General features: G+C 63.9%; 25 protein-coding genes. 13 read left to right on the forward strand and 12 right to left on the reverse strand.

Annotated features, from left to right (window positions below):
* Nucleotides 1–208 (forward strand): hypothetical protein (locus NS355_RS03960; protein WP_153008037.1); only part of this gene is annotated, 208 nt, incomplete at its 5' end.
* A gap of 116 nt (nucleotides 209–324) precedes the next feature.
* Nucleotides 325–885 carry a glycine zipper 2TM domain-containing protein gene (locus NS355_RS03965; protein ID WP_058744503.1) on the forward strand — a complete coding sequence of 187 codons (561 nt, stop codon included), beginning with the start codon at nucleotides 325–327 and terminating at the stop codon, nucleotides 883–885.
* A gap of 55 nt (nucleotides 886–940) precedes the next feature.
* On the opposite strand, the gene NS355_RS03970 is transcribed toward NS355_RS03965, so the two are convergent.
* Both NS355_RS03970 and NS355_RS03975 read right to left on the reverse strand, forming a co-directional pair.
* Nucleotides 941–1,300, reverse strand: coding sequence for a hypothetical protein (locus tag NS355_RS03970; protein ID WP_430726992.1), 360 nt, complete (start codon nucleotides 1,298–1,300; stop codon nucleotides 941–943).
* Between the two features lie 90 nt (nucleotides 1,301–1,390).
* A complete protein-coding gene (locus tag NS355_RS03975; RefSeq protein WP_058744504.1) occupies nucleotides 1,391–3,505 on the reverse strand; it encodes a prolyl oligopeptidase family serine peptidase in 2,115 nt (704 codons plus the stop codon).
* Between the two features lie 219 nt (nucleotides 3,506–3,724).
* Here NS355_RS03975 and NS355_RS03980 point away from each other — a divergent pair, with 219 nt between their 5' ends.
* Nucleotides 3,725–4,549 (forward strand): alpha/beta fold hydrolase, encoded by an 825-nt coding sequence (locus tag NS355_RS03980; RefSeq protein WP_058744505.1) that lies wholly within the window; start codon nucleotides 3,725–3,727, stop codon nucleotides 4,547–4,549.
* A 34-nt stretch (nucleotides 4,550–4,583) separates the two neighbouring features.
* Here the strand turns inward: NS355_RS03980 and NS355_RS03985 are convergent, their stop codons facing one another.
* Together NS355_RS03985 and eno are read right to left on the reverse strand one after the other, a co-directional pair.
* Nucleotides 4,584–4,865, reverse strand: coding sequence for an FtsB family cell division protein (locus NS355_RS03985; protein ID WP_089413591.1), 282 nt, complete (start codon nucleotides 4,863–4,865; stop codon nucleotides 4,584–4,586).
* A 65-nt stretch (nucleotides 4,866–4,930) separates the two neighbouring features.
* Nucleotides 4,931–6,211 carry a phosphopyruvate hydratase gene (gene eno / locus NS355_RS03990; protein ID WP_058744506.1) on the reverse strand — a complete coding sequence of 427 codons (1,281 nt, stop codon included), beginning with the start codon at nucleotides 6,209–6,211 and terminating at the stop codon, nucleotides 4,931–4,933.
* A 157-nt stretch (nucleotides 6,212–6,368) separates the two neighbouring features.
* On the opposite strand from eno, the gene NS355_RS03995 reads away from it, so the two are divergent.
* The 5 genes from NS355_RS03995 (at nucleotide 6,369) to NS355_RS04015 (ending at nucleotide 10,001) form a co-directional block, all read left to right on the forward strand.
* Complete coding sequence (locus NS355_RS03995; protein WP_209445013.1) at nucleotides 6,369–6,902, forward strand: hypothetical protein; 534 nt, start codon at nucleotides 6,369–6,371, stop codon at nucleotides 6,900–6,902.
* Nucleotides 6,899–7,255 (forward strand): phage holin family protein, encoded by a 357-nt coding sequence (locus NS355_RS04000; RefSeq protein WP_058744507.1) that lies wholly within the window; start codon nucleotides 6,899–6,901, stop codon nucleotides 7,253–7,255. The genes NS355_RS03995 and NS355_RS04000 overlap by 4 nt, the downstream gene beginning before the upstream one ends.
* Nucleotides 7,252–7,503, forward strand: a complete 252-nt coding sequence (locus tag NS355_RS04005; RefSeq protein ID WP_058744508.1) for a hypothetical protein — start codon at nucleotides 7,252–7,254, stop codon at nucleotides 7,501–7,503. The genes NS355_RS04000 and NS355_RS04005 overlap by 4 nt, the downstream gene beginning before the upstream one ends.
* A 53-nt stretch (nucleotides 7,504–7,556) precedes the next feature.
* Complete coding sequence (locus NS355_RS04010; protein WP_244489547.1) at nucleotides 7,557–8,027, forward strand: hypothetical protein; 471 nt, start codon at nucleotides 7,557–7,559, stop codon at nucleotides 8,025–8,027.
* A 144-nt stretch (nucleotides 8,028–8,171) separates the two neighbouring features.
* Nucleotides 8,172–10,001 carry a DUF885 domain-containing protein gene (locus NS355_RS04015; protein ID WP_430726993.1) on the forward strand — a complete coding sequence of 610 codons (1,830 nt, stop codon included), beginning with the start codon at nucleotides 8,172–8,174 and terminating at the stop codon, nucleotides 9,999–10,001.
* 21 nt (nucleotides 10,002–10,022) lie between these two features.
* Here the strand turns inward: NS355_RS04015 and NS355_RS04020 are convergent, their stop codons facing one another.
* From NS355_RS04020 to cyoA, 7 genes are read right to left on the reverse strand one after another with little or no spacing between them, the layout of a single operon-like run.
* Complete coding sequence (locus NS355_RS04020) at nucleotides 10,023–10,556, reverse strand: response regulator transcription factor (protein WP_058744511.1); 534 nt, start codon at nucleotides 10,554–10,556, stop codon at nucleotides 10,023–10,025.
* A gap of 2 nt (nucleotides 10,557–10,558) precedes the next feature.
* Entirely contained in the window at nucleotides 10,559–11,869 is a 1,311-nt protein-coding gene (locus NS355_RS04025; RefSeq protein ID WP_058744512.1) for an ATP-binding protein, read from the reverse strand.
* The gene (locus NS355_RS04030) at nucleotides 11,866–12,576 is read right to left on the reverse strand and encodes an SURF1 family protein (RefSeq protein WP_058744513.1); all 711 of its coding nucleotides are present in this window, start codon (nucleotides 12,574–12,576) and stop codon (nucleotides 11,866–11,868) included. The genes NS355_RS04025 and NS355_RS04030 overlap by 4 nt, the downstream gene beginning before the upstream one ends.
* Entirely contained in the window at nucleotides 12,576–12,983 is a 408-nt protein-coding gene (gene cyoD, locus NS355_RS04035) for a cytochrome o ubiquinol oxidase subunit IV (RefSeq protein WP_058744514.1), read from the reverse strand. The genes NS355_RS04030 and cyoD overlap by 1 nt, the downstream gene beginning before the upstream one ends.
* Complete coding sequence (gene cyoC / locus NS355_RS04040) at nucleotides 12,980–13,618, reverse strand: cytochrome o ubiquinol oxidase subunit III (RefSeq protein ID WP_007403230.1); 639 nt, start codon at nucleotides 13,616–13,618, stop codon at nucleotides 12,980–12,982. The genes cyoD and cyoC overlap by 4 nt, the downstream gene beginning before the upstream one ends.
* A 3-nt stretch (nucleotides 13,619–13,621) precedes the next feature.
* On the reverse strand, nucleotides 13,622–15,616 hold the full coding sequence (cyoB, locus tag NS355_RS04045; RefSeq protein ID WP_058744515.1) for a cytochrome o ubiquinol oxidase subunit I: 1,995 nt from the start codon (nucleotides 15,614–15,616) through the stop codon (nucleotides 13,622–13,624).
* 11 nt (nucleotides 15,617–15,627) lie between these two features.
* Nucleotides 15,628–16,839: a ubiquinol oxidase subunit II gene (gene cyoA / locus NS355_RS04050; protein ID WP_084787485.1), complete on the reverse strand. Its 1,212-nt coding sequence runs from the start codon at nucleotides 16,837–16,839 to the stop codon at nucleotides 15,628–15,630.
* Nucleotides 16,840–17,010: 171 nt separating this feature from the next.
* On the opposite strand from cyoA, the gene NS355_RS04055 reads away from it, so the two are divergent.
* From NS355_RS04055 to NS355_RS04065, 3 genes are all read left to right on the forward strand, one after another.
* The gene (locus NS355_RS04055) at nucleotides 17,011–18,345 is read left to right on the forward strand and encodes an MFS transporter (RefSeq protein WP_058744517.1); all 1,335 of its coding nucleotides are present in this window, start codon (nucleotides 17,011–17,013) and stop codon (nucleotides 18,343–18,345) included.
* A 122-nt stretch (nucleotides 18,346–18,467) separates the two neighbouring features.
* Entirely contained in the window at nucleotides 18,468–18,899 is a 432-nt protein-coding gene (locus NS355_RS04060; RefSeq protein WP_244489548.1) for a DUF2147 domain-containing protein, read from the forward strand.
* Between the two features lie 68 nt (nucleotides 18,900–18,967).
* Nucleotides 18,968–19,240 (forward strand): DUF1488 family protein, encoded by a 273-nt coding sequence (locus tag NS355_RS04065; RefSeq protein WP_058744518.1) that lies wholly within the window; start codon nucleotides 18,968–18,970, stop codon nucleotides 19,238–19,240.
* A 121-nt stretch (nucleotides 19,241–19,361) separates the two neighbouring features.
* Here NS355_RS04065 and NS355_RS04070 read toward each other — a convergent pair whose 3' ends face one another.
* Nucleotides 19,362–21,167, reverse strand: coding sequence for a glycoside hydrolase family 15 protein (locus NS355_RS04070; protein ID WP_058744519.1), 1,806 nt, complete (start codon nucleotides 21,165–21,167; stop codon nucleotides 19,362–19,364).
* Nucleotides 21,168–21,304: 137 nt separating this feature from the next.
* Between NS355_RS04070 and NS355_RS04075 the strand changes: the two genes are divergently transcribed.
* Nucleotides 21,305–22,438, forward strand: a complete 1,134-nt coding sequence (locus NS355_RS04075; protein ID WP_058744520.1) for a Gfo/Idh/MocA family protein — start codon at nucleotides 21,305–21,307, stop codon at nucleotides 22,436–22,438.
* Between the two features lie 91 nt (nucleotides 22,439–22,529).
* Nucleotides 22,530–22,778 (forward strand): DUF2934 domain-containing protein, encoded by a 249-nt coding sequence (locus NS355_RS04080; protein WP_058744530.1) that lies wholly within the window; start codon nucleotides 22,530–22,532, stop codon nucleotides 22,776–22,778.
* Nucleotides 22,779–22,873: the final 95 nt, after the last annotated feature.

Below are 22,873 nucleotides of genomic sequence, written 5' to 3' on the forward strand. Positions count from 1 at the left end.
ACCCCGCCCCGCCCGGATCGTCGAGTCGCGGTCGCCCTCCGTGGGACTGGGGCAGAAGGGGCGCGAGGATCTGCGTGTCGGCGAGCGCGTGTTCCACCAGAAGTTCGGCTATGGCGCGATCGCGGCGATCGAAGGCAACAAGCTGGAAATTGATTTTGAGCAGGCTGGACGCAAGCGGGTGATGGACAGCTTCGTCACCAAGGGGTGAGGATCACCCGCTTCTATGGCGCAAGGGACGCGACGACGTGCCGTTCAGGAACCATATTCTTTCGTAACCGTATCGGTCCCCTTCCCCGATTGTCGGGGCATGGAGGGATAGGAACGATGGGCTTTCGTCGTCTGACCATCTTGGCGATCACGACCGCCGTCACCGCAACGGCCATTCCGGCGACGGCGCAGACCGCCGCTCAGGATGCGCGGTTCCGGGCGGCGCAGGCTCGCTTCGATCGGGAATATCAGATCTATCGTCAGGAAGTGGATCTTTACCAGTCCGAGCGGAGCCGGGGCGGCTATGACGATGGCGACTATCGTTCCGCCCCGCCGCCTTCCGGCCCCGGCGGTTATCGGGTCGCACCTCCGGTCCCGGCCGATGGCTATGACCGCAATGCCGAACCCTATTACGATCCGGTCGGCGATTATCGCGACGGGTCGCAATATCGCGAGCGGGTTCTGCAGCCGCAGGACCGCGTCTATGCGGGTACCGATGGCCGCTATTATTGCCGTCGCCCGGACGGCACGACCGGCCTGATCATCGGCGGCGCGGCTGGTGGCGTGCTGGGCAATCTGGTCGGCGGCCGGAGCAGCACGATCGCGACGCTGCTCGGGGCGGCTGGCGGTGCACTGGCCGGGCGCTCGATCGAGCAGAACCAGGTCCGCTGCCGCTGAGGCTCATACCAGGCACCGCGTTTCATCCGACGCGCGGTGTCTGGTTCATACAGGATCAGCTCGGCTCGACCATCATCAGCGCGGCACCCTGATATTTCTCGGCGTCGCGCTCGAACAGGCCGCTTGCGGCGAACCGGCGCGGCGTGAGGCGCAGCGCGCCGAGTCCCGCAAGCTTGAACGTGCCCATCTTTTCCTCGCGCGGCGGCTTGCCGTCCCGCTCGATCGTCGTCGCGTCGACGTACAGCTCGTCGTGCCGCGTGAAGATCACATGGGGCGCCAGCACCACCTCGCCGCGATTGTACATGGCGGATACCGCCTGCATCTTGACGATCGCTTCGAAGATGATGGCGGGAGCGCCTGCCGCCGGTTCAGCCGGACGGCGCTCGGTCGTCGTCATATCGGTCATCCCGTGCATTTGCCGATCCTGTCGCGGCGCAGCAAGAGCATAATTGCCGCATGGGGCGATGGAAAGGCCGGACGTACGAGCCGTCCGACCTCTCCGGTATCACTTCGGTGCGTCCATCAGCTTTTGCGCGAAATATACCATCTGCTGAGCGCTCAACCGCGCACCTTGCGCAATGTCCGCGTCGCCGGAGTGTCCCCCCGCCGTGTCTTCGTAAAAAAGATAGGGTATGCCATATTCCGACAGCCGTGCGGCGAACTTGCGGGCGTGCTGCGGCCCGACCCGGTCGTCCTTGGTCGTGGTCCAGATGTAAGGCTCAGGATAAGCGACGCCCTTGCGGATATTGGCATAGGGCGAAATCTTGCGCAGGAACGCGGCCTCTTCCGGCACGTCGATCGAGCCATATTCGTCCTTCCACGAATCGCCCGCCGCGATCTTCTGATACCGGACCATGTCGAGCAGCGGCACCTGGATCGTCACCGCCTTCCACAACTCCGGATGCTGGGTCAGTTCGACGCCCATCAGCAGGCCGCCGTTCGACCCGCCATAGATGCCCAGCTTCTGCGGATTGGTGATGCGCCGCGTGAACAGGTCTTTCGCCACGCTCGCGAAATCGTCATAGATGATCTGACGCTTGGTCTTGCGGCCCGCATCATGCCATTTCGGGCCGAACTCGCCGCCACCCCGGATATTGGCGAGCACGAATGCCCCGCCACGCTCGGTCCAGATCTTACCGGTGGAACCGAGATAATTGGGCAGTCGGGCAATCTCGAACCCGCCATAGGCCGTCATCAGCGTCGGCGTCGTACCGTCCAGCTTTGCGCCCTTGGGAAGGACGACGAAATAGGGGATCCTGGTCCCGTCGGTCGAGACGGCTTCATATTGATGGACGGTCGTGCCCGCGGCATCGAAGCGGGCGGGCAAGGTCTTCAGAACCTCAGGTGCGACCGGACGGCTGGCGTCGAAGCGCGACAACACGGTCGGCGTCGTGAAGCCGGAGGTCGACAGGTAGACGGCATTCGAGCGGTCGCTGGTGCTGACCACATCGACCGCCATATTGTCCGGCACCTGCACAGGCGTAGCCGTCCAGCCATTGCCGGTCGGGGCGAAGACGCTCGCCCGGCCCCGGACATTGTCGATATAGGTGACGACGACGCGGTCCTTCGTGGTCGAGACTCCCTCCACCGCCTGTCGGTCGGTCGGCGTGAACAGCGCGCGCGGCGTGATCTGCCCCGCTTCCAGCTCGGACAGTGGCGCCCAGACGACCGAGCCCGCCGGATGCTGGCTCCAGGCGTCGCTGGTCTGAAAGATCACTTTGCCATCGACCATCCCGGACGGAAAGGCGCGGGCGGGCATGGCGATCGGCTTGGCCCCGCCGCCGGGCGTCCAGAACAGCTTGCTGCCGCCGAAAAAGGTCTGTCGCCGCTCGATCACGACCGCCCGGTTACCCTTCGCGTCGGTCAGGACGCTGGCATAGGTGCCAAGTTCGTCGGTCGGCGCGCCCCGGAAAATCTCGGTCGCCTGATCGAGCGCCGCGCCGCGCTTCACCATCTTCACGACGAAGGGATAGCTCGATTTGGTAAGCGTCCCCTGCCCCCAGTCGCGGCTGACCAGCAGCGTATCCTTGTCGAGCCAGGCGGCGCCCTGCTTGGAGGTGGCGAGACGGAAGCCGTTCGGCACGAACTGGCCGGTCTCCAGATCGAACTCGCGATACTCGATCGCGTCCTCCCCGCCTTCCGAAAGGGCGATCAGGCACAGCCGATCCTCCGGGCTGAGACAGGACAGGCCTTTCCAGACCCATTTCTTGCCCTCCGCCTTGCTGAGCGCGTCGAGGTCGAGCAGCGTCGTCCATTTGGGGTTGGCTGAGGCGTAATCGGCCTCGGTCGTCCAGCGCCAAAGCCCCTGCGGATGATCGGCATCGCGCCAGAAATTGACGATACGGCCATAGATCTGGCCCGGCATCGGGATACGATCCTTGGCCGAGGCGATGGCGAGAGCCTCGGAATAGAAGGTCTGATAGCGTGGATCGTTCTGAAGCCGCGGCAGGGTCTTGGCATTCTCCGCCTCGACCCAGGCGAGCGCCTTCGCGCCGTCCTTGTCCTCCAGCCAGATATAGGGATCATTGTCGGTCATCGGGCTGGTCTGCGCCATCGCAGGCCCCGCCACAACCTGCCCGGCCAGCATCGTGCCCGCCAGCAGTCCACGCCATCCCCGCATTCCGTCACGCTCCGTCTCAATCACGAATGACGGGAATGTGACTTCATCACGTAACGAAGGCAATGCGAGACAGCCGCTTTATTACCCTCCTCATCGGCCCCATCCAAGTCGATGGAAACATGGGATACCTCGCCGCTCTGCAATCGCCGGGGATACGGAACGGCCGCACGACCGGTCCGTTCACCTTCCGCCTTATCGCCATATGCGCAGGAGCAGACGATGCCTTATGTGAAGACTCGCGACGGAACCGACATTTACGTCAAGGACTGGGGTGAAGGTCGCCCCGTTGTACTGCTCCATGGCTGGCCGCTCTCGGCGGACATGTGGGACGCCCAGATGATGGCACTGGCCGAGGCCGGGTTCCGCGCCATCGCCTATGACCGGCGTGGTTTTGGACGCTCGGGCCAGCCGTGGTCGGGGTACGACTATGACACGCTCTCCGACGATCTCGCCGATGTGCTGGAGGCGACGGGCGCGCAGGATGCCGCGATCATCGGCTTCTCGATGGGGGGCGGTGAAGTCGCCCGTTATATGAGCCGCCATGATGGCAAGGGCGTGGTCGCGGCCGGGCTCATCGCCTCGGTCGTGCCATACATGCTCAAGACCGACGACAATCCCGACGGCACCGATCAATCGGTGTTCGACCAGATCGGTCAGGGCCTGCGCGACGACCGCGCCAACTTCCTGCGCCACACCTTCTTCAAGCAGTTCTTCGGCGTGGGCTTCATCAGCAGCCCGGTCAGCGACGATGTGCTTGACTGGGCGACGAGCGTGGCGATGCAGGCGGGGCTCAAGCCGACGCTGGCCTGCGCTGAATCGTTCAGCCAGACCGACTTCCGCCCGGATCTGTCTGCCTTCCGCGTGCCGACGCTGATCGTGCATGGAACCGGCGATCAGACCGTGCCGATCGACGCGGCAGGACGGGCCGCAGCGGCCGGGATCGCGCATTCGCAGCTTGTCGAATATGACGGCGCGCCGCACGGGTTGAACGTCACCCATAGCGACCGCCTGACCAGCGACCTGCTGACCTTCCTGGGTCGGTGATACAGAAAAGGGCGGCCTTGCGGGGCCGCCCTTTTCACTTCAGGGGGACGATGACCTCGTCCGGATGGGCGACGTTCAGTTCCTTGCGGACCATTTCATCGACCATATCCGGATTGGCATGGTCCGGATCGAGCAGCGCCACCCTGTTCTTCAACACCGTCCGCCGTTTGTCGAGCGCAGCATAGTCATGCTCCCGCTTCACCAGCTGACGCTGATACTCGCCGTAAGCAAGCAGACCGTTGCGCCCCAGCACCGCATAGGCGCCGAAGAAGGCAACGATCGTCAGACCAAGGGCGGGCAGCGCGGCCCGCCGCATGGTCCGGATGAAAGGCGACGGTTTCTTGGTCACGGCAACCATAATCGTCCCGTCGCCTTCCGATTTCAAGCGCGGATGAGAATATCGCGACCGGCATAGCGCGCCGAGTCACCCAGCTCTTCCTCGATGCGGATCAGCTGGTTGTACTTGGCGAGCCGGTCCGAACGCGCCAGCGAGCCCGTCTTGATCTGGCCGCAGTTCGTGGCGACCGCCAGATCGGCGATCGTCGCGTCCTCGGTTTCGCCCGAACGGTGCGACATGACGGCGGTATAGCGCGAACGCTGCGCCAGCGACACGGCCTCCAGCGTTTCGGTCAGCGTGCCGATCTGATTGACCTTCACCAGCAGCGAGTTGGCGTAGCCGCCCTCGATGCCCTTCTTCAAACGCTTGGGGTTGGTGACGAACAGATCGTCGCCGACCAGCTGCACCTTGTCACCGATCAGATCGGTCAGGGCCTTCCAACCTTCCCAGTCGTCCTCGGCCATGCCATCCTCGATCGACAGGATCGGGTACTGACGGGTCAGGTTCGCCAGATATTCGGCCATCTCATGGCTGGACAGGATCTTGCCCTCGCCCGAGATATTGTACTTGCCGTCCTTGAAGAATTCGGTCGCGGCGCAGTCGAGCGCGATCATCACGTCGTCGCCGGGCTTGTATCCGGCCTTCTCGACCGAGGCCATGATGAAGTCGAGCGCCTCGGTGGTCGAGGCGATGTTGGGGGCGAACCCGCCCTCGTCGCCCACGCCGGTCGCCAGGCCCTTTTCGTGCAGCGCCTTCTTCAGCGTGTGGAAGATTTCCGAACCGCAGCGGACGGCTTCCATGATGTTCGCCGCGCCGACCGGCATGATCATAAATTCCTGGAAATCGATCGGGTTATCAGCGTGTTCGCCGCCATTGATGATGTTCATCATCGGCACCGGCAGCAGATGCGCCGAAACGCCACCGACATACTTATAGAGCGGCAGGCCACGCGCTTCGGAGGCGGCCTTGGCCGCCGCCAGGCTAACGCCCAGGATGGCGTTCGCGCCTAGGCGGCCCTTGTTCTCGGTGCCGTCCAGCTCGATCATGGCACGGTCGAGATCGGCCTGGTCCTCGGCGTCCATGCCCAGGATCGCGTCGGTGATCTCGTCGTTGACCGCTTCGACCGCGGCTTCGACGCCCTTGCCCATCCAGCGGCTCTTGTCGCCATCGCGCTTCTCGACGGCTTCATGGGCGCCGGTCGATGCGCCCGACGGAACCGCGGCACGGCCGAAGCTGCCGTCTTCGAGCAGCACGTCGACTTCGACGGTGGGATTGCCCCGGCTGTCCAGGATTTGACGCGCGTGGATGTCGATGATTGCGGTCACGTAACGATGCTCCTACATCAGCCTAGTGGTCTCGGCGCGGCTCTATCGTGTGACTGTGCGAAGGGCAATTGCGGTAAAAGCATGGAACCGTGCTTCCATCGCCGGGGTTAAGAGGCAAACCGCCCGTTCGTCCGGGCCGTAACGAAAGGGTATCTCGATGGCTGACACCGACAGCACCTTCCCCGCCGCCGATACCGCGACGCCCGGTTTCGGCGCCAACATCGCGGTTGCGCCGGAAGTCGCCGCACCGAACGCCCCGCTGGTATCGGACGCCGATGCGTCGAAGGCCAAGGCCGGTCTGGCCGACGCCAAGCAGCAGGTGAAGGACGGCGCCAGCAAGTTCCAGCAGCAGGCCGTCGATAAAATCCAGGCACTGGCCGGTGACGGCAAGGCCAAGGCCGGCTCGGCACTCGACCAGGTGGCGCAGCTGCTGAACGACGCGGCCGGGCAGGTCGACGAAAAGCTGGGTAACCAATATGGCCAATATGCCCGGTCGGCCGCCGACACCGTGACCTCGCTGTCGAGTTCGATCAAGGACAAGGATGTCGAAGAACTGCTCGACGACGCCCGCGCCTTCGTCACCAAGAGCCCGGCCGTCGCGATCGGCATTGCCGCCGCGCTCGGCTTCGCGCTGGCACGCGTGGTCCAGTCGGGTGTCGAAACCCGCCAGTCGGCCGACGCCTCCGCGTGACCCGCGTCGTCGAAACCCTGCGGACGGCGGTATCGCCCGAGCCGGAGACGTTGACTTCGCTGGTGTCTCAGCTTGTCGACGACGGGCGAACGTTCGTCAGCGCCGAGATCGATCTGGCGAAGGCCCGCGTTACCGACAAGATCGGGCGCTATCGCAGTGCCGCGATTTTCTTCGGGGTCGCAGCGATATTGGGCCTGTCGGCGCTGATAGCATTGCTGGTCGGCCTGATCTTCGCGCTGGCACCCGCGACGGGACCTTTCGCGGCGACGTTGATAGTCGTCGGCGCGGTCGTCATCATCGCTGGCATCTTGGCGATGATGGGCAAGTCCCGTCTGTCCGGAGGTGGCGCATGACCGTCGCAGAAGCAGAACTCCGCGCGGCCGAGGCACGCGAGCGGCTGAACACCACCGCATCGCGCATCCAGGCGAAACTGGAGCCGCAGGCCCTTGCTGCGCAGGCTCGCGAGGCAAGCGTCACGGCTGCTAAATGCGGCCTCGAGTCCGCCAAGAGCAACCCTGCCGCCGTCGCTGGTGGCGTGGCCATTGTCGGCCTCTTCCTCAATCGTCGGCGGATCGCCCGCCTGTTCAAGCGTAAACGCTGATTTGGTTCGCGGGGGGCATACCCTTCGCGACACGGCCCAGAAGGATGTTCGCAATGACCACCGAAACCCACGATCAGCAGACCGCCCTCCGCGAGAAGATCGACCACACGCGCGAGACCGCGTCGCAGGCCTATCATGACGCGAAGGACAAGGCGGCGAGCGCGCTGCACACGTCCAAGGACAAGGCCGGCGAGTTGGCGCACAAGACCGCTCGCACCATCGAGTCCAATCCGCTCGGCATTCTAGTCGGCGGGCTGGTCGTCGGTGTGATCGCCGGGGCGCTGATTCCCCGTTCGGCGCGTGAGAAGGAATTGCTCGCCCCGCTTGGCAAGAAGCTGGGTGAGACGATCCGCCAGGCGACGCAGGCCGCGCGCGAGACGGGCCTGCGCGAGCTGGAAGATGCCGGTCTGACCAAGGATGCCGCCAAGGACCGCGCCAAGTCGCTGTTCGACGATGTGGTCAAGGCCGCGAGCAATGCCGGTTCGGCCGCAGCCAAGGCCGCGACCAACAAGACCTCCGCCTGAGTTCACCGTCTTATATTCGGGCGAACGGCGCCCCGCGATCCGAAGGTGATCGCGGGGCGCTTCTTTTGACGAGGGCATGCGGCAACGGCTTGCGGGTGCGTACGGGGCTTTCTACCAAGATCGTTCCATCGCTCTCACCGGGATATCCGCTTGCGCTCTTCCTCCCTCGCCATCGTTCTCGCCGCCCTCTCGCTGGGCGCCCCCGCCGTCGTGCAGGCGCAGGCCACCCCCATCGCGGCGCCCCAACCCGGCGAGGGCAAGGAGGACGCCCGGCTGAAGCAGCTTTTCCATGACAGCGACGAGGCGAGCCTCGCGCGCAATCCGATCAGCGGCATATTTCGCGGCGACATGCGCCGGGCCGACCGGATCGGCGATTTCTTTTCCGACGCCTATATCGCGGCCGAGCGCGCGGCGACCGAAAAGGATCTGGAGGCGCTGAGCCGGATCGATCGGGCCAAGCTGACCCCGACCAATCAGGTCGCCTATGACGTCTTCAAGCAGCAGGGTGAGACGACGCTGAGGGGCTTCGATCCCGCCATCGTCGCGCTGACGATCGTGCGGCCCATGGATCATTTCTACGGCATCCAGACCTTTTATCCGGAATTCGCCTCGGGCCAGGGCGCGGCGCCGTTCAACACCGTTGTCGACTATGAAAACAACCTGAAGCGCAACGTGGAATATGCCCACCTTCTGGACCAGGCGATCACTCGCTTCCGGCAGGGCATGGCAAGCGGCATCGTCCAGCCCAAGCTGGTCGTCCGCAACATGATCGCCCAGTTCGACAATCTGCTCGCCGTGCCGGTCGGGAAGTCGACCTTCTACGGCGCGGTCCTGAATTTCCCCGCCACCGTCCCGGCAGCCGAGCAGGCGCGGCTCAAGGCCGCCTATGCCGCGCAGATCCGCGACGTGATCGTGCCCGCCGAGCAGCGGATGCGGACCTTCCTGGCCGACACCTATCTGCCGGTGGCGCGCGATACGGTCGGCCTGTCGGGGATGCCGAACGGCGACAAGCTCTATGCCTATCTGATCGAACAGAACACCACCCTGCCCCTCAAGGCCGAGGACGTCCATCGGCTCGGTCTGTCCGAGGTCGCGCGTATCCTGAAGGCGATGGAAGTCCAGAAGCAGGCGGTCGGCTTCAAGGGCAGCCTGGCGGAGTTCTTCACCTTCCTGCGCACCGACCCGCGGTTCGCTCCGAAAAGCGCGGCACAGCTCCGTGAAGGCTATGAGGCGATCGGCCGCCGCGTCGATGCGCGCATTCGCGAGCAATTCTCGCTGATCCCCAAGACGCCGCTCGAAATCCGCCCCGTCCCGGCCTTCAAGGAAAAGACCGATGCCGGTGGCTCCTATCAGGGCGGCACGCCGGACGGGACGCGGCCGGGTGTCTTCTATTACAACACCTATGATCTGCCATCACGATACATGTGGGAAATGGAGACGCTTTATCTCCATGAGGCGGTGCCGGGGCATCATTTCCAGATCAGCCTGGCGCAGGAAAATGCGGCGTTGCCCGCCTTCATGCGCTTCGGCGGCAATACCGCCTATGCCGAAGGTTGGGCGCTCTATGCCGAGACGCTGTGGCCGGAACTGGGCATGGAAACCGATCCCTATCAGCGGATGGGCGGCCTCAACGATGAAATGCTGCGCGCGATGCGGCTGGTCGTCGACACCGGCATCCACGCCAAGAGTTGGACCCGCGATCAGGCGATCGACTATATGCTCGCCAACTCGCCCATGGCACGGACCGACGCCACCGCCGAGGTCGAGCGTTATATCGCCATTCCGGGCCAGGCATTGGCGTACAAGATCGGCCAGCTGACGATCAGCCGGCTGAAGGCGCAGGCAAAGGCGGAACTGGGCACAAAGTTCGATCCCCGCCGCTTCCACGCGGAGGTGCTCGACACCGGCGCGCTGCCGATGCCGGTGCTGGAAAAGAAGATCGCCGACTGGATCGCGGCCGAAAAGCGCCGCTAATGTCTCAGGGGAAGCGCCGCGTCAGGGAACGTGTCGCTTCTCCAGTTTCCGCGCGAGGGTGCGACGGTGCATCCCCAGCCGCCTCGCAGTTTCCGAGATGTTGAAATTGGTCTCGGCCAGCGTCTCGTTGATCCGTTCCCATTCCAGCGTCTTGATCGAGCTGGGCCGGTCCGTGATCGCGGTCGTCGCGTCGCCGCCCGCCTTGTGGAAGGCCGCCTCGATATCGTCGGTGTTGGACGGCTTGGCGAGGTAATGGCACGCCCCCAGCTTGATCGCCTCCACCGCCGTCGCGATGCTGGCGAAACCGGTCAGCACGACGATCAACATCTCGGGATCATGCGCGTGCAGCGTCTGCACACAGGCCAGGCCTGAGGCCTGTCCCAGCTTCAGATCGACCACCGCATAGCGCGGTGTGGTCGCGTTCAACACCTCGCGCAGCGCATCGGGACTGGCGGCCACCCATACCCGATAGCCGCGACGCTCGAACGAGCGCTGCAGGGTTCTTGCGAAGGTCTCATCATCCTCGACGATGACCAATGAACGATCTTCGTCCATTTCTACTCCCGATCCGATACGCCGATCATACTTAAAGGTAGGGTGAGCGTGACCGCCGCGCCACCCTCGATCCGGTTCTCCGCCTCGACCCGGCCGCCCAGCTTGCGCACCACGCTGGACACCAGGAACAGGCCGACGCCATGCCCCTCGCCTTTGGTCGATTGTTGCGGTCGCCCGACCTGCGACAACGTTGCCGGGGTAAAGCCTGGCCCGCGATCGGTGACGCGCACCGCCACCGCCCCGCCCTCGCGCGCCACGGTCAAACCGACCCAATGCGGTGAAGCTTCGGCGGCGTTGTCGAGAACGTTCCAGACCGCCTGCTTGATGGCGGGGTCGGAGACGATGGCGGCATCGTCGTCGGTGCGCTGATAGTCGAGCGCGACTTGGGCATGGCTCTGTCGCCATTCATCGACGATGGCGTCGATAAAGCGCCCAACCTCCGACAGCTCGGCCGCCTCGCCGCGCGGTTCGCCCGCCGATTGCAAAATACGGGTGACGATCGCCTTGCACCGCTGAACCTCGGCCTGCATCTCGGCGATCTCGCCCATCAGTTCGGCATCGTCGCGCAGCTTGGGCACGCGCCGCCAGTCGCTGAGGATGACCGACAGGCTGGCCAGCGGCGTGCCGAGTTCATGCGCCGCGCCCGAGGCCAGCAGGCCCATACGGACGATATGCTCCTCCTCCGACGCCTGCTGACGCAGGTCCGCCAACCGGGCGGCGCTGAGACGCATATTGTGGCTGATCCGGGTGACGAACAGGATCAGCAACCCCGTGACCAGCGCAAAGCCCAGCCAGTTGCCCAGCGTATGCAGTCCGGCAATGTCGCCGAACAGCCATGGCGGAAAGGCGAGCGGCCGGTGATGGAGCGACAGCAGTCCGAAGCAGAGCCCGGTAATCCCCGCCAGCGCCCAGGCCGACCACGTCTCCAGCAGCACCGCGCCTAGGACCACCTGGATCAGATAGAGCGATATGAACGGATTGGTCGCACCGCCCGCCAGGAACAGCTGAAGCGTCAGCGTGCCGACGTCGAACATCAGCGCGAAGAGCAATTCGGTATTGGTGATCCGGTGGAAGCGCAGCCGGAAATAGCTGAGCAGATTGATCGCGGCCGCCATCACCAGCACGCCCATCATCGCCGGAATGGGAAGCTGAACCCCCATGACGCGGTTGACGAACAGGATCGTTATCAGCTGCCCCGCCACCGCCATCCAGCGCAGGTGGATAAGCTGCCGCATATTGGCGGTGCCCGCAGCCGCGTCGGGCTCGCGTGGGCGCACGGTAAAGGGCAGGAAGGGCGGATCGCCAGACGTCACTCGCGGCCCCGCCGCCAGAGGATGACGATGCCGACCGCCGTCAGGATCGCCAGGGCAAGCCAGGTCAGGGCATAGGAAAGATGGCTGTTCCGGAACGCCACGACGGTCAGCCCGCCGACCGGATAACCGCCGGGATTGGGCGTCTTGTCGGCGTCTATGAAATAGGGCGCGACGGCGCCCAAATGCTTGGCCTCGGAAATCGCGGCGACATCGCGCGAATACCAGCGATCGGCAGCCCGATCGTTCGACCGGAGGAACGCCCCGCCGGGCTCGGTGACGCGGATCAGCCCGGTGATACGAACGGGGCCATCAGGTCGACTATGATCGGCCCGCTTCTCGGCGGGCACGAAACCGCGATTGACGAGGACCGTGAAGCGACGGCCGACCAGCGGCGTCACGACCCAAAACCCCGGCCCCCTTTCGGTCACGGCCTGGACAAAGGTTTCGCGATCGTTGCGGAAATGGCCCTCGGCCGTCACGCGGGTATAGGCGTCGGATGCGCCAGCGCTTGAGGGAGCCGCGACGGGGGGGGCCTTGAGCCTCGCTTCCACCGTTTCGATCAGGTCCAGCTTCCAGACCCGGCGCTGCAACTGCCACAGCCCAAGCGAAAGAAAAGCCGCGATCAGCGCAACGCCGACCGCGGTCAGGATCGCCAGCGTCAGTGGCGAACGGCCACGCCGCTCGCCGCTCACGCCAGCATTGGCCATTACATGCCGCCGCCCAGCTGGGCGGCCATGTCCGGCATCATGTTGGTGTTCATATGATACATGACCCAGATCGACCCGCTCAGCGTGATGACGACCAGCACGGCGGTAAAGACCAACGCCATCATCGTCCAGCCACCCTCCGACTTGGTGTTCATGTGGAGGAAGTAGATCATGTGGACGACGATCTGCACAAAGGCCAGGCCCATGATGACCAGTGCGGTCGTCTGGGTATCGCCCAGCGCGCCGGTCATGACCGCCCAGAACGGGATGGCCGTCAGGATCACCGACAGCACGAACCCGATCATGTAGCCCTTGAGCGAACCATGGCCATGGGTGTCGCCGTGCGAATGAAGATCATGGTCCAGATTGGCGTGATCGCCGTGACCATGGGGTTGATGAGCGCTCAACGGAGAACTCCCAGCAGATAGACAAAGGTGAAGACGCCGATCCAGACGACGTCCAGGAAGTGCCAGAACATCGACAGGCACATCAGGCGACGCTTGTTCGCCTCGATCAGGCCGAAGCGACCGACCTGCACCATCAGCGTGACCAGCCAGATCGAGCCGAAGGTGACGTGCAGACCGTGGGTGCCGACCAGCGTGAAGAAGGACGACAGGAAGGCCGAACGCTGCGGACCCGCGCCCTCATGGATGAGGTTGGCGAATTCGTAGAGCTCGATCGACAGGAAGGCGAGACCGAACAGGCCGGTGATGCCCAGCCAGATCAGCGTGTTCGACTTCTGGTTCTTCTCCATCGCGATCATGGCAAAGCCATAGGTGATCGACGACAGCAGCAGCATCGAAGTGTTGAGCGCGACCAGCGGAAGCTCGAAAATCTCCCGCGGGGTCGGCCCGCCCGCATAGCTGGTGCCCAGCACGCCGTAGGTGGCGAACAGGATGGCGAAGATGAGACAGTCGCTCATCAGGTACATCCAGAAGCCGATGGCGGTCGAGCCACCGGATTCATGATGATGATCCTCGTCCTCGACCAGATAATAGGTCGGGTTCTTGGCCGGATCGGCGCTCAGAACGTCGGTCGACATGGATCAGGCTCCCTGCCCGAGCAGACGACGCCGCTCGCTTTCCGTAGCCACGACTTCCTCCACGGGGATGTAGAAATCGCGGTCATAGTTGAACGTGTGCCAGATGGCGACGACGACGACACCGACCAGCGCGATGGCGGCCAGCCACCACATGTACCAGATCATGCCGAAGCCGAAGGCGGTCGACAGACCAGCGATGATGACGCCGGTGCCCGTGTTCTTGGGCATGTGGATGGGACGATAACCCTCGATCGGCGCCTGTGCCTTCTTGTCCTTCATGTCGTACCAGGCATCCAGCTCATGGATGACAGGCGTAAACGCGAAGTTGTAGTCCGGCGGCGGCGACGAGGTCGCCCATTCCAGCGTACGGCCGTCCCAGGGATCGCCCGTCACGTCGCGCAGATCTTCCTTCTTCCAGATCGACACGCCGATCTGAACCAGGAAGGCTCCGATACCGCCCGCGATCATCAACGCACCGAGCAGGGCGACGACGAAGTAAATCTGGAGCGACGGATCGTCGAAGTGATGGAGGCGACGCGTCACGCCCATCAGGCCCATGATGTAGAGCGGGGTGAAGGCGACCCAGAAGCCGATGACCCACAGCCAGAACGACACCTTGCCCCAGAACTGGTTGAGCTTGAACCCGAAGGCCTTGGGCCACCAGTAGTTGATCGCAGCAAAGGCACCGAACAGCACGCCGCCGATGATCACGTTGTGGAAGTGTGCGATCAGGAACAGCGAGTTGTGTAGCACGAAGTCGGCGGGCGGAACGGCCAGCAGAACGCCGGTCATGCCACCGATCGAAAAGGTCAGCATGAACGCGATGGTCCACATCATCGGCAGCTCGAACCGGATGCGCCCCTTGTACATGGTGAACAGCCAGTTGAAGATCTTCGCGCCCGTCGGGATCGAGATCACCATGGTGGTGATGCCGAAGAACGAGTTGACGCTGGCGCCCGAACCCATGGTGAAGAAGTGGTGCAGCCACACCAGGTACGACAGGATCGTGATGACGATCGTGGCGTAGACCATCGAGGTATAGCCGAAAAGCCGCTTGCCGGAGAAGGTCGAGGTGACTTCCGAGAACACGCCGAACAGCGGCAGGATCAGGATGTACACCTCGGGGTGACCCCAGATCCAGATCAGGTTCACGTACATCATCGGATTGCCGCCGAGGTTGTTCGTGAAGAAGTTGGTGCCGACATAACGGTCGAGCGACAGCAGGACGAGCGTGGCGGTCAGCACGGGGAAGCTGGCGACGATCAGGACGTTCGCGCACAGCGAGGTCCAGCAGAAAACCGGCAGCTTCATCATGGTCATGCCCGGCGCGCGCATCTTGATGATGGTCGCGATCAGGTTGATGCCCGACAGGGTCGTGCCGACACCGGCCACCTGTAGTGCCCAGATATAATAGTCGACACCGACATCGGGACTGAAATCAAGCTCCGACAGCGGCGGGAAGGCCAGCCAGCCCGTCCGCGCGAACTCGCCGATGAACAGCGAGGCCATGACCAGCACCACGCCGCCCGCCGTCATCCAGAAACTCAGATTGTTGAGATACGGGAAGGACACGTCGCGCGCGCCGATCTGGAGCGGCACGACATAGTTCATCAGGCCGGTGATGATCGGCATCGCCACGAAGAAGATCATGATGACGCCGTGGGCGGTGAACACCTGATCATAGTGGTGCGAGTTCAGGAAGCCCTGGTTATCGCCGAACGCGATCGCCTGCTGCCCGCGCATCATCAGCGCGTCGGCAAAGCCGCGGAGCAGCATCACGATGCCCAGGATCATGTACATGATCCCGATCCGCTTGTGATCGACGGTGGTGAACCACTCCTTCCAGAGATAGCCCCACAGCTTGAACTTGGTGATGAGCGCCAGCACCGCGATGCCGCCGACCGCGACACCCAGGAAGGTGCCGACGACGATCGGCTCGTGGATCGGCAGCGATTCGATCGATAGCCGTCCGAAGATGGTCTTTATGATGTTTTCCATGATGGCGTGCCTCAGCCGCGACCCGCACCGGCATGACCAAAGGTCTGCGGGCCGGGGGTCTGCGGGATGGAAAGGAAGGACATGCGGCGGTTCTTCATCTCACCGGCATCCTGCGCGCCGTTCGACGGCGTGGGCTCCAGGCTCTGGTGCGGCGAGACCTCGATTTCCTCGGGTGACTTTTCGAGCGCACCCTTGGTCCGATCCCCATGCATCGGGCCGGTGTTGTTCACGGGCGGATTGCCCTCGCCGACCTTCATCTTGTGCGGATCGCCGCCACCGGTCATGCGGTCGTGCATCATCACGTCCGACATGCAGGGGGTGTTGTCCGCGACGCAGCGGTTGACGACCCGGTCGAACAGGCCGCCCTGGACGCCGCTATAGTACATCGCGGGGACATACTCGCTCGGCTTCTCGACGGTCAGGAAGGCCGCGCGGGTCAGCTGACCCTGGCCCTTGCCCTGCCCGGCCCGCGACGTGCGGACCTTCTCGACCCACTGGTCGAAGCCGCTCGACTGCAGTGCATAGACCGGGAAGTTCATGCCCGAGAAGCCCGCGCCACTATAATGCGACGACAGCCCCTTGAACGTTCCCTCGCGGTTCAGGACCGCGTGCAGCTTCGTCTCCATGCCGGGCATGGTGTAGATCATGCCCGCCATCGCGGGGACGTAGAAGGCGTTCATCACCGAGGTGCCGGTCAGGCGGAACTCGACGGGCCGGTCGACGGGCAAAGCAAGCTCGTTGACCGTCGCGATGCCCTGCTCCGGATAGATGAACAGCCACTTCCAGTCGAGAGCGACGACCTGGACCTCCAGCGGCTTGACGCCCGCTGCAACCGGCTGACCCGGCGCGGTGCGCTCGATCGGGCGATAGGGGTCGAGCAGGTGGGTGCTGGTCCACGTCACCGCGCCCAGGCAGATGATGATGAGCAGCGGAGCCGACCAGATCACCAGCTCCAGCATGGTGGAGTGGTCGAACTCCGGATCATATTCGGCTTCGGTATTGCTCTTGCGATAGCGCCACGCGAACAGCACCGTCAGCGCCATCACCGGAATGATGATGAGCAGCATCAGGGCCGTCGCGATCAGCACCAGATCGCGTTGCTGCACGGCGACGTCACCGGCAGGGTTGAGCACGACCGCGTCGCATCCCCCCAGCATGGCCAGGAGGGGCAAGGCGGCCCAGCGAAGAGGGCGCAGGCGCGCAAGGCTCGACGAATGAGACATATGACAGGGGCCGCTACGCCTTTGCTGCACCTGCGCACATTGGACAGTTTGTCCAATCCCCCCATCGCCCGGAAAGGCGCATAGGCGCAGCAGAATGGCGGTCATGCGCGGTCTTTTTGCGCTGCAACTGATCCGCTTCAATAACTTGGAAGAAGTCAGGACTGGCAGCTGATGAGCGCAGAGTTAACCGCATCGACCTCGACGCCCCTTGAGCGGGACGCGCGGCTGGTCAATGCCCGCGATCCGCACCACGTCGCGCCGGGCGATATCGCCATCGGCGTCATCATCGGGCGTACGTCGGAGTTCTTCGACTTCTTCGTGTACGCCATTGCCTCGGTGCTGGTGTTCCCGTCGCTGATCTTCCCCTATGTGGATGCTCTGACGGGGACGATCTATTCGTTCGCGCTGTTCTCGCTGGCGTTCATCGCGCGGCCGATCGGTACCTTCATCTTCATGGCGGTCGACCGCAACCTCGGCCGTGGCGTCAAGCTGACCATCGCGCTGTTCCTGCTCGGCGGCTCGACCATGGCGATCGCCTTCCTGCCCGGTTACGCGCAGATCGGTACGTCCGCCGCCGTGCTGCTCGGCATCTTCCGCATCATGCAGGGGCTCGCGCTGGGCGGTGCTTGGGACGGCCTGCCCTCGCTGCTTTCGCTGAACGCGCCGGAGCGTCGTCGCGGCTGGTACGCGATGATCCCGCAGCTGGGCGCGCCGCTCGGCCTTCTGGTCGCCAACGGCCTCTTCGCCTTCTTCCTGACCACGCTGAGCAACGCGGACTTCCTCGACTGGGGCTGGCGCTACCCGTTCTTCGTGGCCTTCGCGATCAACGTGGTGGCGCTGTTCGCCCGCCTGCGTATCGTCGCGACCCCCGAGTTCCAGCGCCTGTTCGAGACCCGCGAGCTTCAGCCCGCGCCGGTCGGAGAGACGTTGAGCACGGAAGGCCGCACGGTGTTCCTGGGCGCGTTCGCGCCGCTCGCCAGCTTCGCGATGTTCCATATCGTCACGGTTTTCCCGCTGTCCTGGGTCGTTCTGTTCAACAAGGAACGCCCGCAGGACTTCATGATGATCGAGATCATCGGCAGCATCGTCGGCGTTCTGGCGATCCTGGCCTCGGGCAAGATCGCCGATCGGGTCGGTCGCCGTACGCTGCTGGGCCTGTCGGCTGCCGCGATCGCTGCCTTTGCGGGTTTTGCGCCGTCGCTGCTGGATCAGGGCGGTACCGGTGAGACGATCTATATCGTGCTGGGCTTCCTGTTGCTGGGTCTGGGCTTCGGCCAGTCGTCGGGCGCGATCAACTCGGGCTTCTCGCCGCTGCGCCGTTATACGGGTGCGGCGATCACGTCGGACCTGGCGTGGTTGATCGGTGCGGGCTTCGCGCCGCTCGCCGCATTGCTGCTGTCGAGCCATTTCGGACTGGTGGCGGTTGGCGCCTATCTGCTGTCGGGTGCGATCGGCACGCTGGCGGCGCTGGGCATCAACAAGGAACTGGCCAAGCGCGCGTCCTGATAGGACCGTCTCTCGTTTGATCGAAGCGGCCGGCGGGGCAACCCGCCGGCCGTTTTGCATTCGTACAGGCAGCTTCCCATATTCCCGACCTGACAGTGACTTGCAGCGGGATAGGACAGGCAATGAGCATGGGTCTTTTGCGGGCGACGGGTATCGTGGCGGCCGTCATGGGGGTCGGGCTGACGACGAGCGCAGCGGATGCACGGGTTCCGGCTGGAACCTGGGCGAATCCGTCGAATACGGTGCAGGTCCGCTTTGCGCCGTGCGGACGTGGGGCAGACGCCGAACTGATGTGCGGCACGGTCGTCTGGGCGAGCGAGCAGGCCAAGGCGGACGCGGCACGGGGCGGCTCGCCCCGATTGGTTGGCACGCAGCTGTTCAGCGATTTCGAGGAGGAAGAGCCGGGCCGCTGGTCGGGCACCGTCTATGTCCCCGATATCGGCCGTGAGGTTCAGGGCACGATCACCCAGATCGACGCCCGTACCCTGGTCGGCGAGGGTTGCCTGCTGGGCAGCCTGGGTTGCCGCGAACAGCGCTGGCGTCGGGTCAAATAAGCGGGACTTCAGGGAACCCAACCCCATTTGCGGCGTCCCCGACGCAGCCACTTTTGGGAAGGAATGCCATGGCAGAAGAAGCGCTGACGATCGTAAGCGGCACGGTCGAAGACAATGTGTCGGACCGGCAGGTGGAGTTTGTCGGAGAACTCGACGGCGAGGAATATCAGTTCGCAGTCCAGTATGACATGCTGGAAGCGCTGAGCGGCGACGTTCCCGAGGGCGACGCGGTCGAGCTTTTCGAGCGCTATTCCGACGATATCCTCGAGGCGGCGCAAACCGCGCTTGGCCGGGACATGGAGCAGTCGTTGGTCGTCGTCAGTGAGAATGACCTCGACTGAAATAGCTTCTCGGCCGAACCGCTGCGCAAATCCTTGAACGGTACAGGATTTGCGCAGAGGGGCCGCGGGAGGTTTCACATGCTCCCTTCGTCCATGACGGACAGGACGACTTATCCGACCGTCATAATTCCTCGCCAGCCAGGGTCGCTGCCGCCTGGATGACCGCAAGATGGGTAAGCCCCTGCGGCATATTACCCAAATAATGCCCCGTCTTGGGGTCGATCATCTCGGCATATAGCCCGGCTCCGTGGCTATCCAACGCCTCGGTCGCCGCGTCGAACGCCGCCTGGGCTGCCTCGTGCTGACCGAGGATCGCGCGTGCTTCTATCATCCAGAATGTGCACGCCAGGAAACAGCCCTCCTCCCTCTCCACACCAGTATAGCGGTAGTGAAAAGCACCCGATGCGAGTTCCTTGTCCAGCGCATCCAGTGTCCGCGCCAGACGATCCTGCCCGTCAAAGCGGAAGCGCACTGCTAGCGCCAGGCTGGCGTCCAGTGCGTCGCTGTCGGGATGCATCAGATACGCACCGCGCTTTTCCGACCAGCAATGCTCGCCGATCCAAGCCTCGATCCTGTCACGCTCGCGTGCCCAGCGGTCGCGGCAGGTCGTGGGTATCTGGCCCTCGTCCGCCAATTCGACCGCGCGAGCCAGCGCCTGCCAGCAGCTGATCTTGGACATGGTATAATGCCGCTCCTCGGGCAGTTCCCATATACCCGCATCCGGCAGCCGCCAGCGATCGGCGCATGCATCGGCCAGATGTGACAGCGTCTCGGCGCTGGAGGTGTCGAGGAAGTTGCCGCATGCGACGAAGCGGCTCGCGGTCTCGAAGATATCGCCGTAAATGCCGTGCTGGTGCTGGCCGCCCGCCAGATTCCCGACGCGCACAGGCTTGGAATGTCGATAGCCACTCACGGCGATCTCGCGCTCCGCCGGGACCGGGCAGCCGTCCAGCGTGTAGCAGACCTGCGGATCACCCTCGCCCAGCCGCTTGAGCAACCACGTAAAGGCCGCCTTGGCCTCGCCATGCGCGCCGATGCGCAGGAACGCCTTGATCGTATAGCCTGCGTCCCGGACCCAGGCGTAGCGATAGTCGTAATTCTTCTTGCCACCGATCCCTTCGGGCAACGAGGTCGTGGCCGCCGCCGTGATCGCGCCCGTGGGTGAATAGAGCAGCAGCTTGAGCGCCAAAGCGCTGCGCAGGATGCGATCGCGATGAACTTCAGGTACCTTCAGCCCCTGCGTCCATTGCCGCCATTCGAAATCCGACAGGTCGATCCGCGCGTCGATCTGCTCGATATCCTGGCAGACCAGCGGCTCGTCCTCGCCCGCGATGATAGCGATCCGGGCACGATCGCCCGGCCCGACCGCCGCCGTGGCCGTGACCAAGCCGTCCTCGACCGTATCGATCGTCACGCCGCCGCAATGACGGAACACGCCCAGCACCCGGTCGACATGAAAGACATTGTGCCCGCCTGCAGGCGCAAAATAGGGGCTGACCGTATCGGCGCGGCGGCTGAAGCGCAGGGTTATGGCAAAGCGGACGAAACCGTCCAGCCCCTCCACCCGACGCGCCAGTTCCGCCCAAGGCAGCCGCCCCGCCGGCCCGCTGTTGAGCGACTCGACCAGCTTGGCGCGACCGCTTGCCGTAATGAAGATCGTCTCGAGGACGTTGCTGTCCGGTCGATAGCGTCGCTCGACCGCAAAGGGTTCGACCGGCGTAATGGAGAAGGTCCCGCCGCGCTCCCCGTCGAGCAACCGGTCGAACAAGGGTGCCGAGTCCATATTGGGTACGCACCACCAGTCGATGGCGCCATCCGCACCACTCAGCGCGACGCTGCGCCCGTCGCCCAGCGCGGCATAGTTTTCGAGGTTCAGAAACCCGTCGGCGTCACGAAGCGGCTCGGGATGCTGATCGGGTAAAGTCACGAGCGCGCGTCTCCGTTGATACAGGTTAGGCGGATGAAAACTCGCCAAAACCATAATATCTCCGTGGGACCTTCCCCGAATTGGCGCGTTGCAGCAGCCGTTACGAGATTTGAAGTCTTATATTTGGGAGAACGGCCATGAGCTTGGCATCGGCATTCGGTTTCGGCGCGAAAAAGGTTCGCTATGCGGTCGTTGGCGCGGGCGACATAACGCAATCGGCGATGCTGCCCGGCATCAAGCACACCGGCAATTCGGAGTTGACTGCGATCGTCACGGGCGATGCGGAAAAAGGCAGGCTGCTGGCCGAAAAATACGGCGTCGAGCATGTCTATTCCTACAACGAGTTCGACAAACTGCTGACCGCCGGGGTCTGCGACGCGATCTATCTGGGTACGCCCAACTGGCGCCATGCGGAGTTCGCCATTCCCGCGCTTGACGCCGGTATTCACGTCCTGTGTGAAAAGCCGCTGGAGATTTCCAGTGAGAAAGCGCGGGCGATCCAGGATGCCGAACGGCGTTCCAAGGCCAAGCTGATGACGGCCTATCGCCTGCACTTCGAGCCGGGCACGCTCGACGCCATCGAGAAGATCCGCAATGGCGAACTGGGTGAGCTGGTCGGCTTCACGTCGTGTTTCGGGCAGAAGCTTGACCCCGACAATCACCGGGCCAAGCACGGGCTCGAGGCCGGGCCGCTGTTCGACATGGCGCCCTACCCGATCAACGCCATCCGCTATCTGTTCGGAGCCGAGCCGGTCGCCGTGGAAAGCGCCGTCGCCACGCGCCAGCCGAGCGCGGGGCTGGGCGATCTGGACGATACCTTCGCTGTCGTGCTGCGCATGCCGGGCGACAAGCTGGCCAGCTTCACCGTCAGCTATGCGATGAACAACATCGACAGCTTGATCGTCGCGGGCATGAAGGGCTCGATCCACATGAGCCCGGCCTATGGCTTCCAGTCGGGGATCGAGCAGAATCTGACGATCGGCGACAAGCAGAGCCACGAGAAGTTCAAGCATACCGACCATTTCGGCGGCGAGATGCGCTATTTCTCCGACTGCATCCTGAACGACCGCGATCCCGAGCCGGATGCTGAGGAAGGCCTGTCGGACCTCCGCGTGATCGAGGGTATCGTGACCGCCATGAAGACCGGCGGGCGCGTCGAACTGCCGCCCTTCACGCGCACGCGCCGCATCGATCCCGAAAGCCAGCGCCAGACCCTGTCGGCGGTCACCCCGCCCGACCAGGTCAAGGCGAAGTCGCCGACGGGCAATTGATCCGCATCAACGCGATTTTCGGGGAGCGTTATGGCCGGACCAATCGTTACGCTCGCGATAACAGTTTGCGGGTCACGATAGGGAGGTCATGATGAACGATCGGGATGAACAGCTTCGGCAGCGTGCCTATGGCATCTGGCAGTCGGAAGGCGAACCGCATGGTCGTGACCGCGAACATTGGGAGCAGGCCGAACGCGAGCTGACCGAAGCGGCCCCGGAAGAACCCGCTGCTCCGGCCAAACCGGCCGCACGCCGAAAAAAGGCTGAGGCCGCGCCGCAGACGATCGCGGCGGAGCCGAAGCCCAAGCCGACCCGAAAGCCGCGCGTCAAGACCGCATAACCTATGCCCGGTGGCTCCCGTTCGCGGGACGCCAGCGGGCAATGACGCCCGAACCCTGTCGAAATGCCACGCGCATAGTCTTTTCGACTTTTGCC

It is taken from the genome of Sphingomonas yabuuchiae, from assembly GCF_001477495.1.
GTDB lineage: Bacteria > Pseudomonadota > Alphaproteobacteria > Sphingomonadales > Sphingomonadaceae > Sphingomonas > Sphingomonas yabuuchiae_A.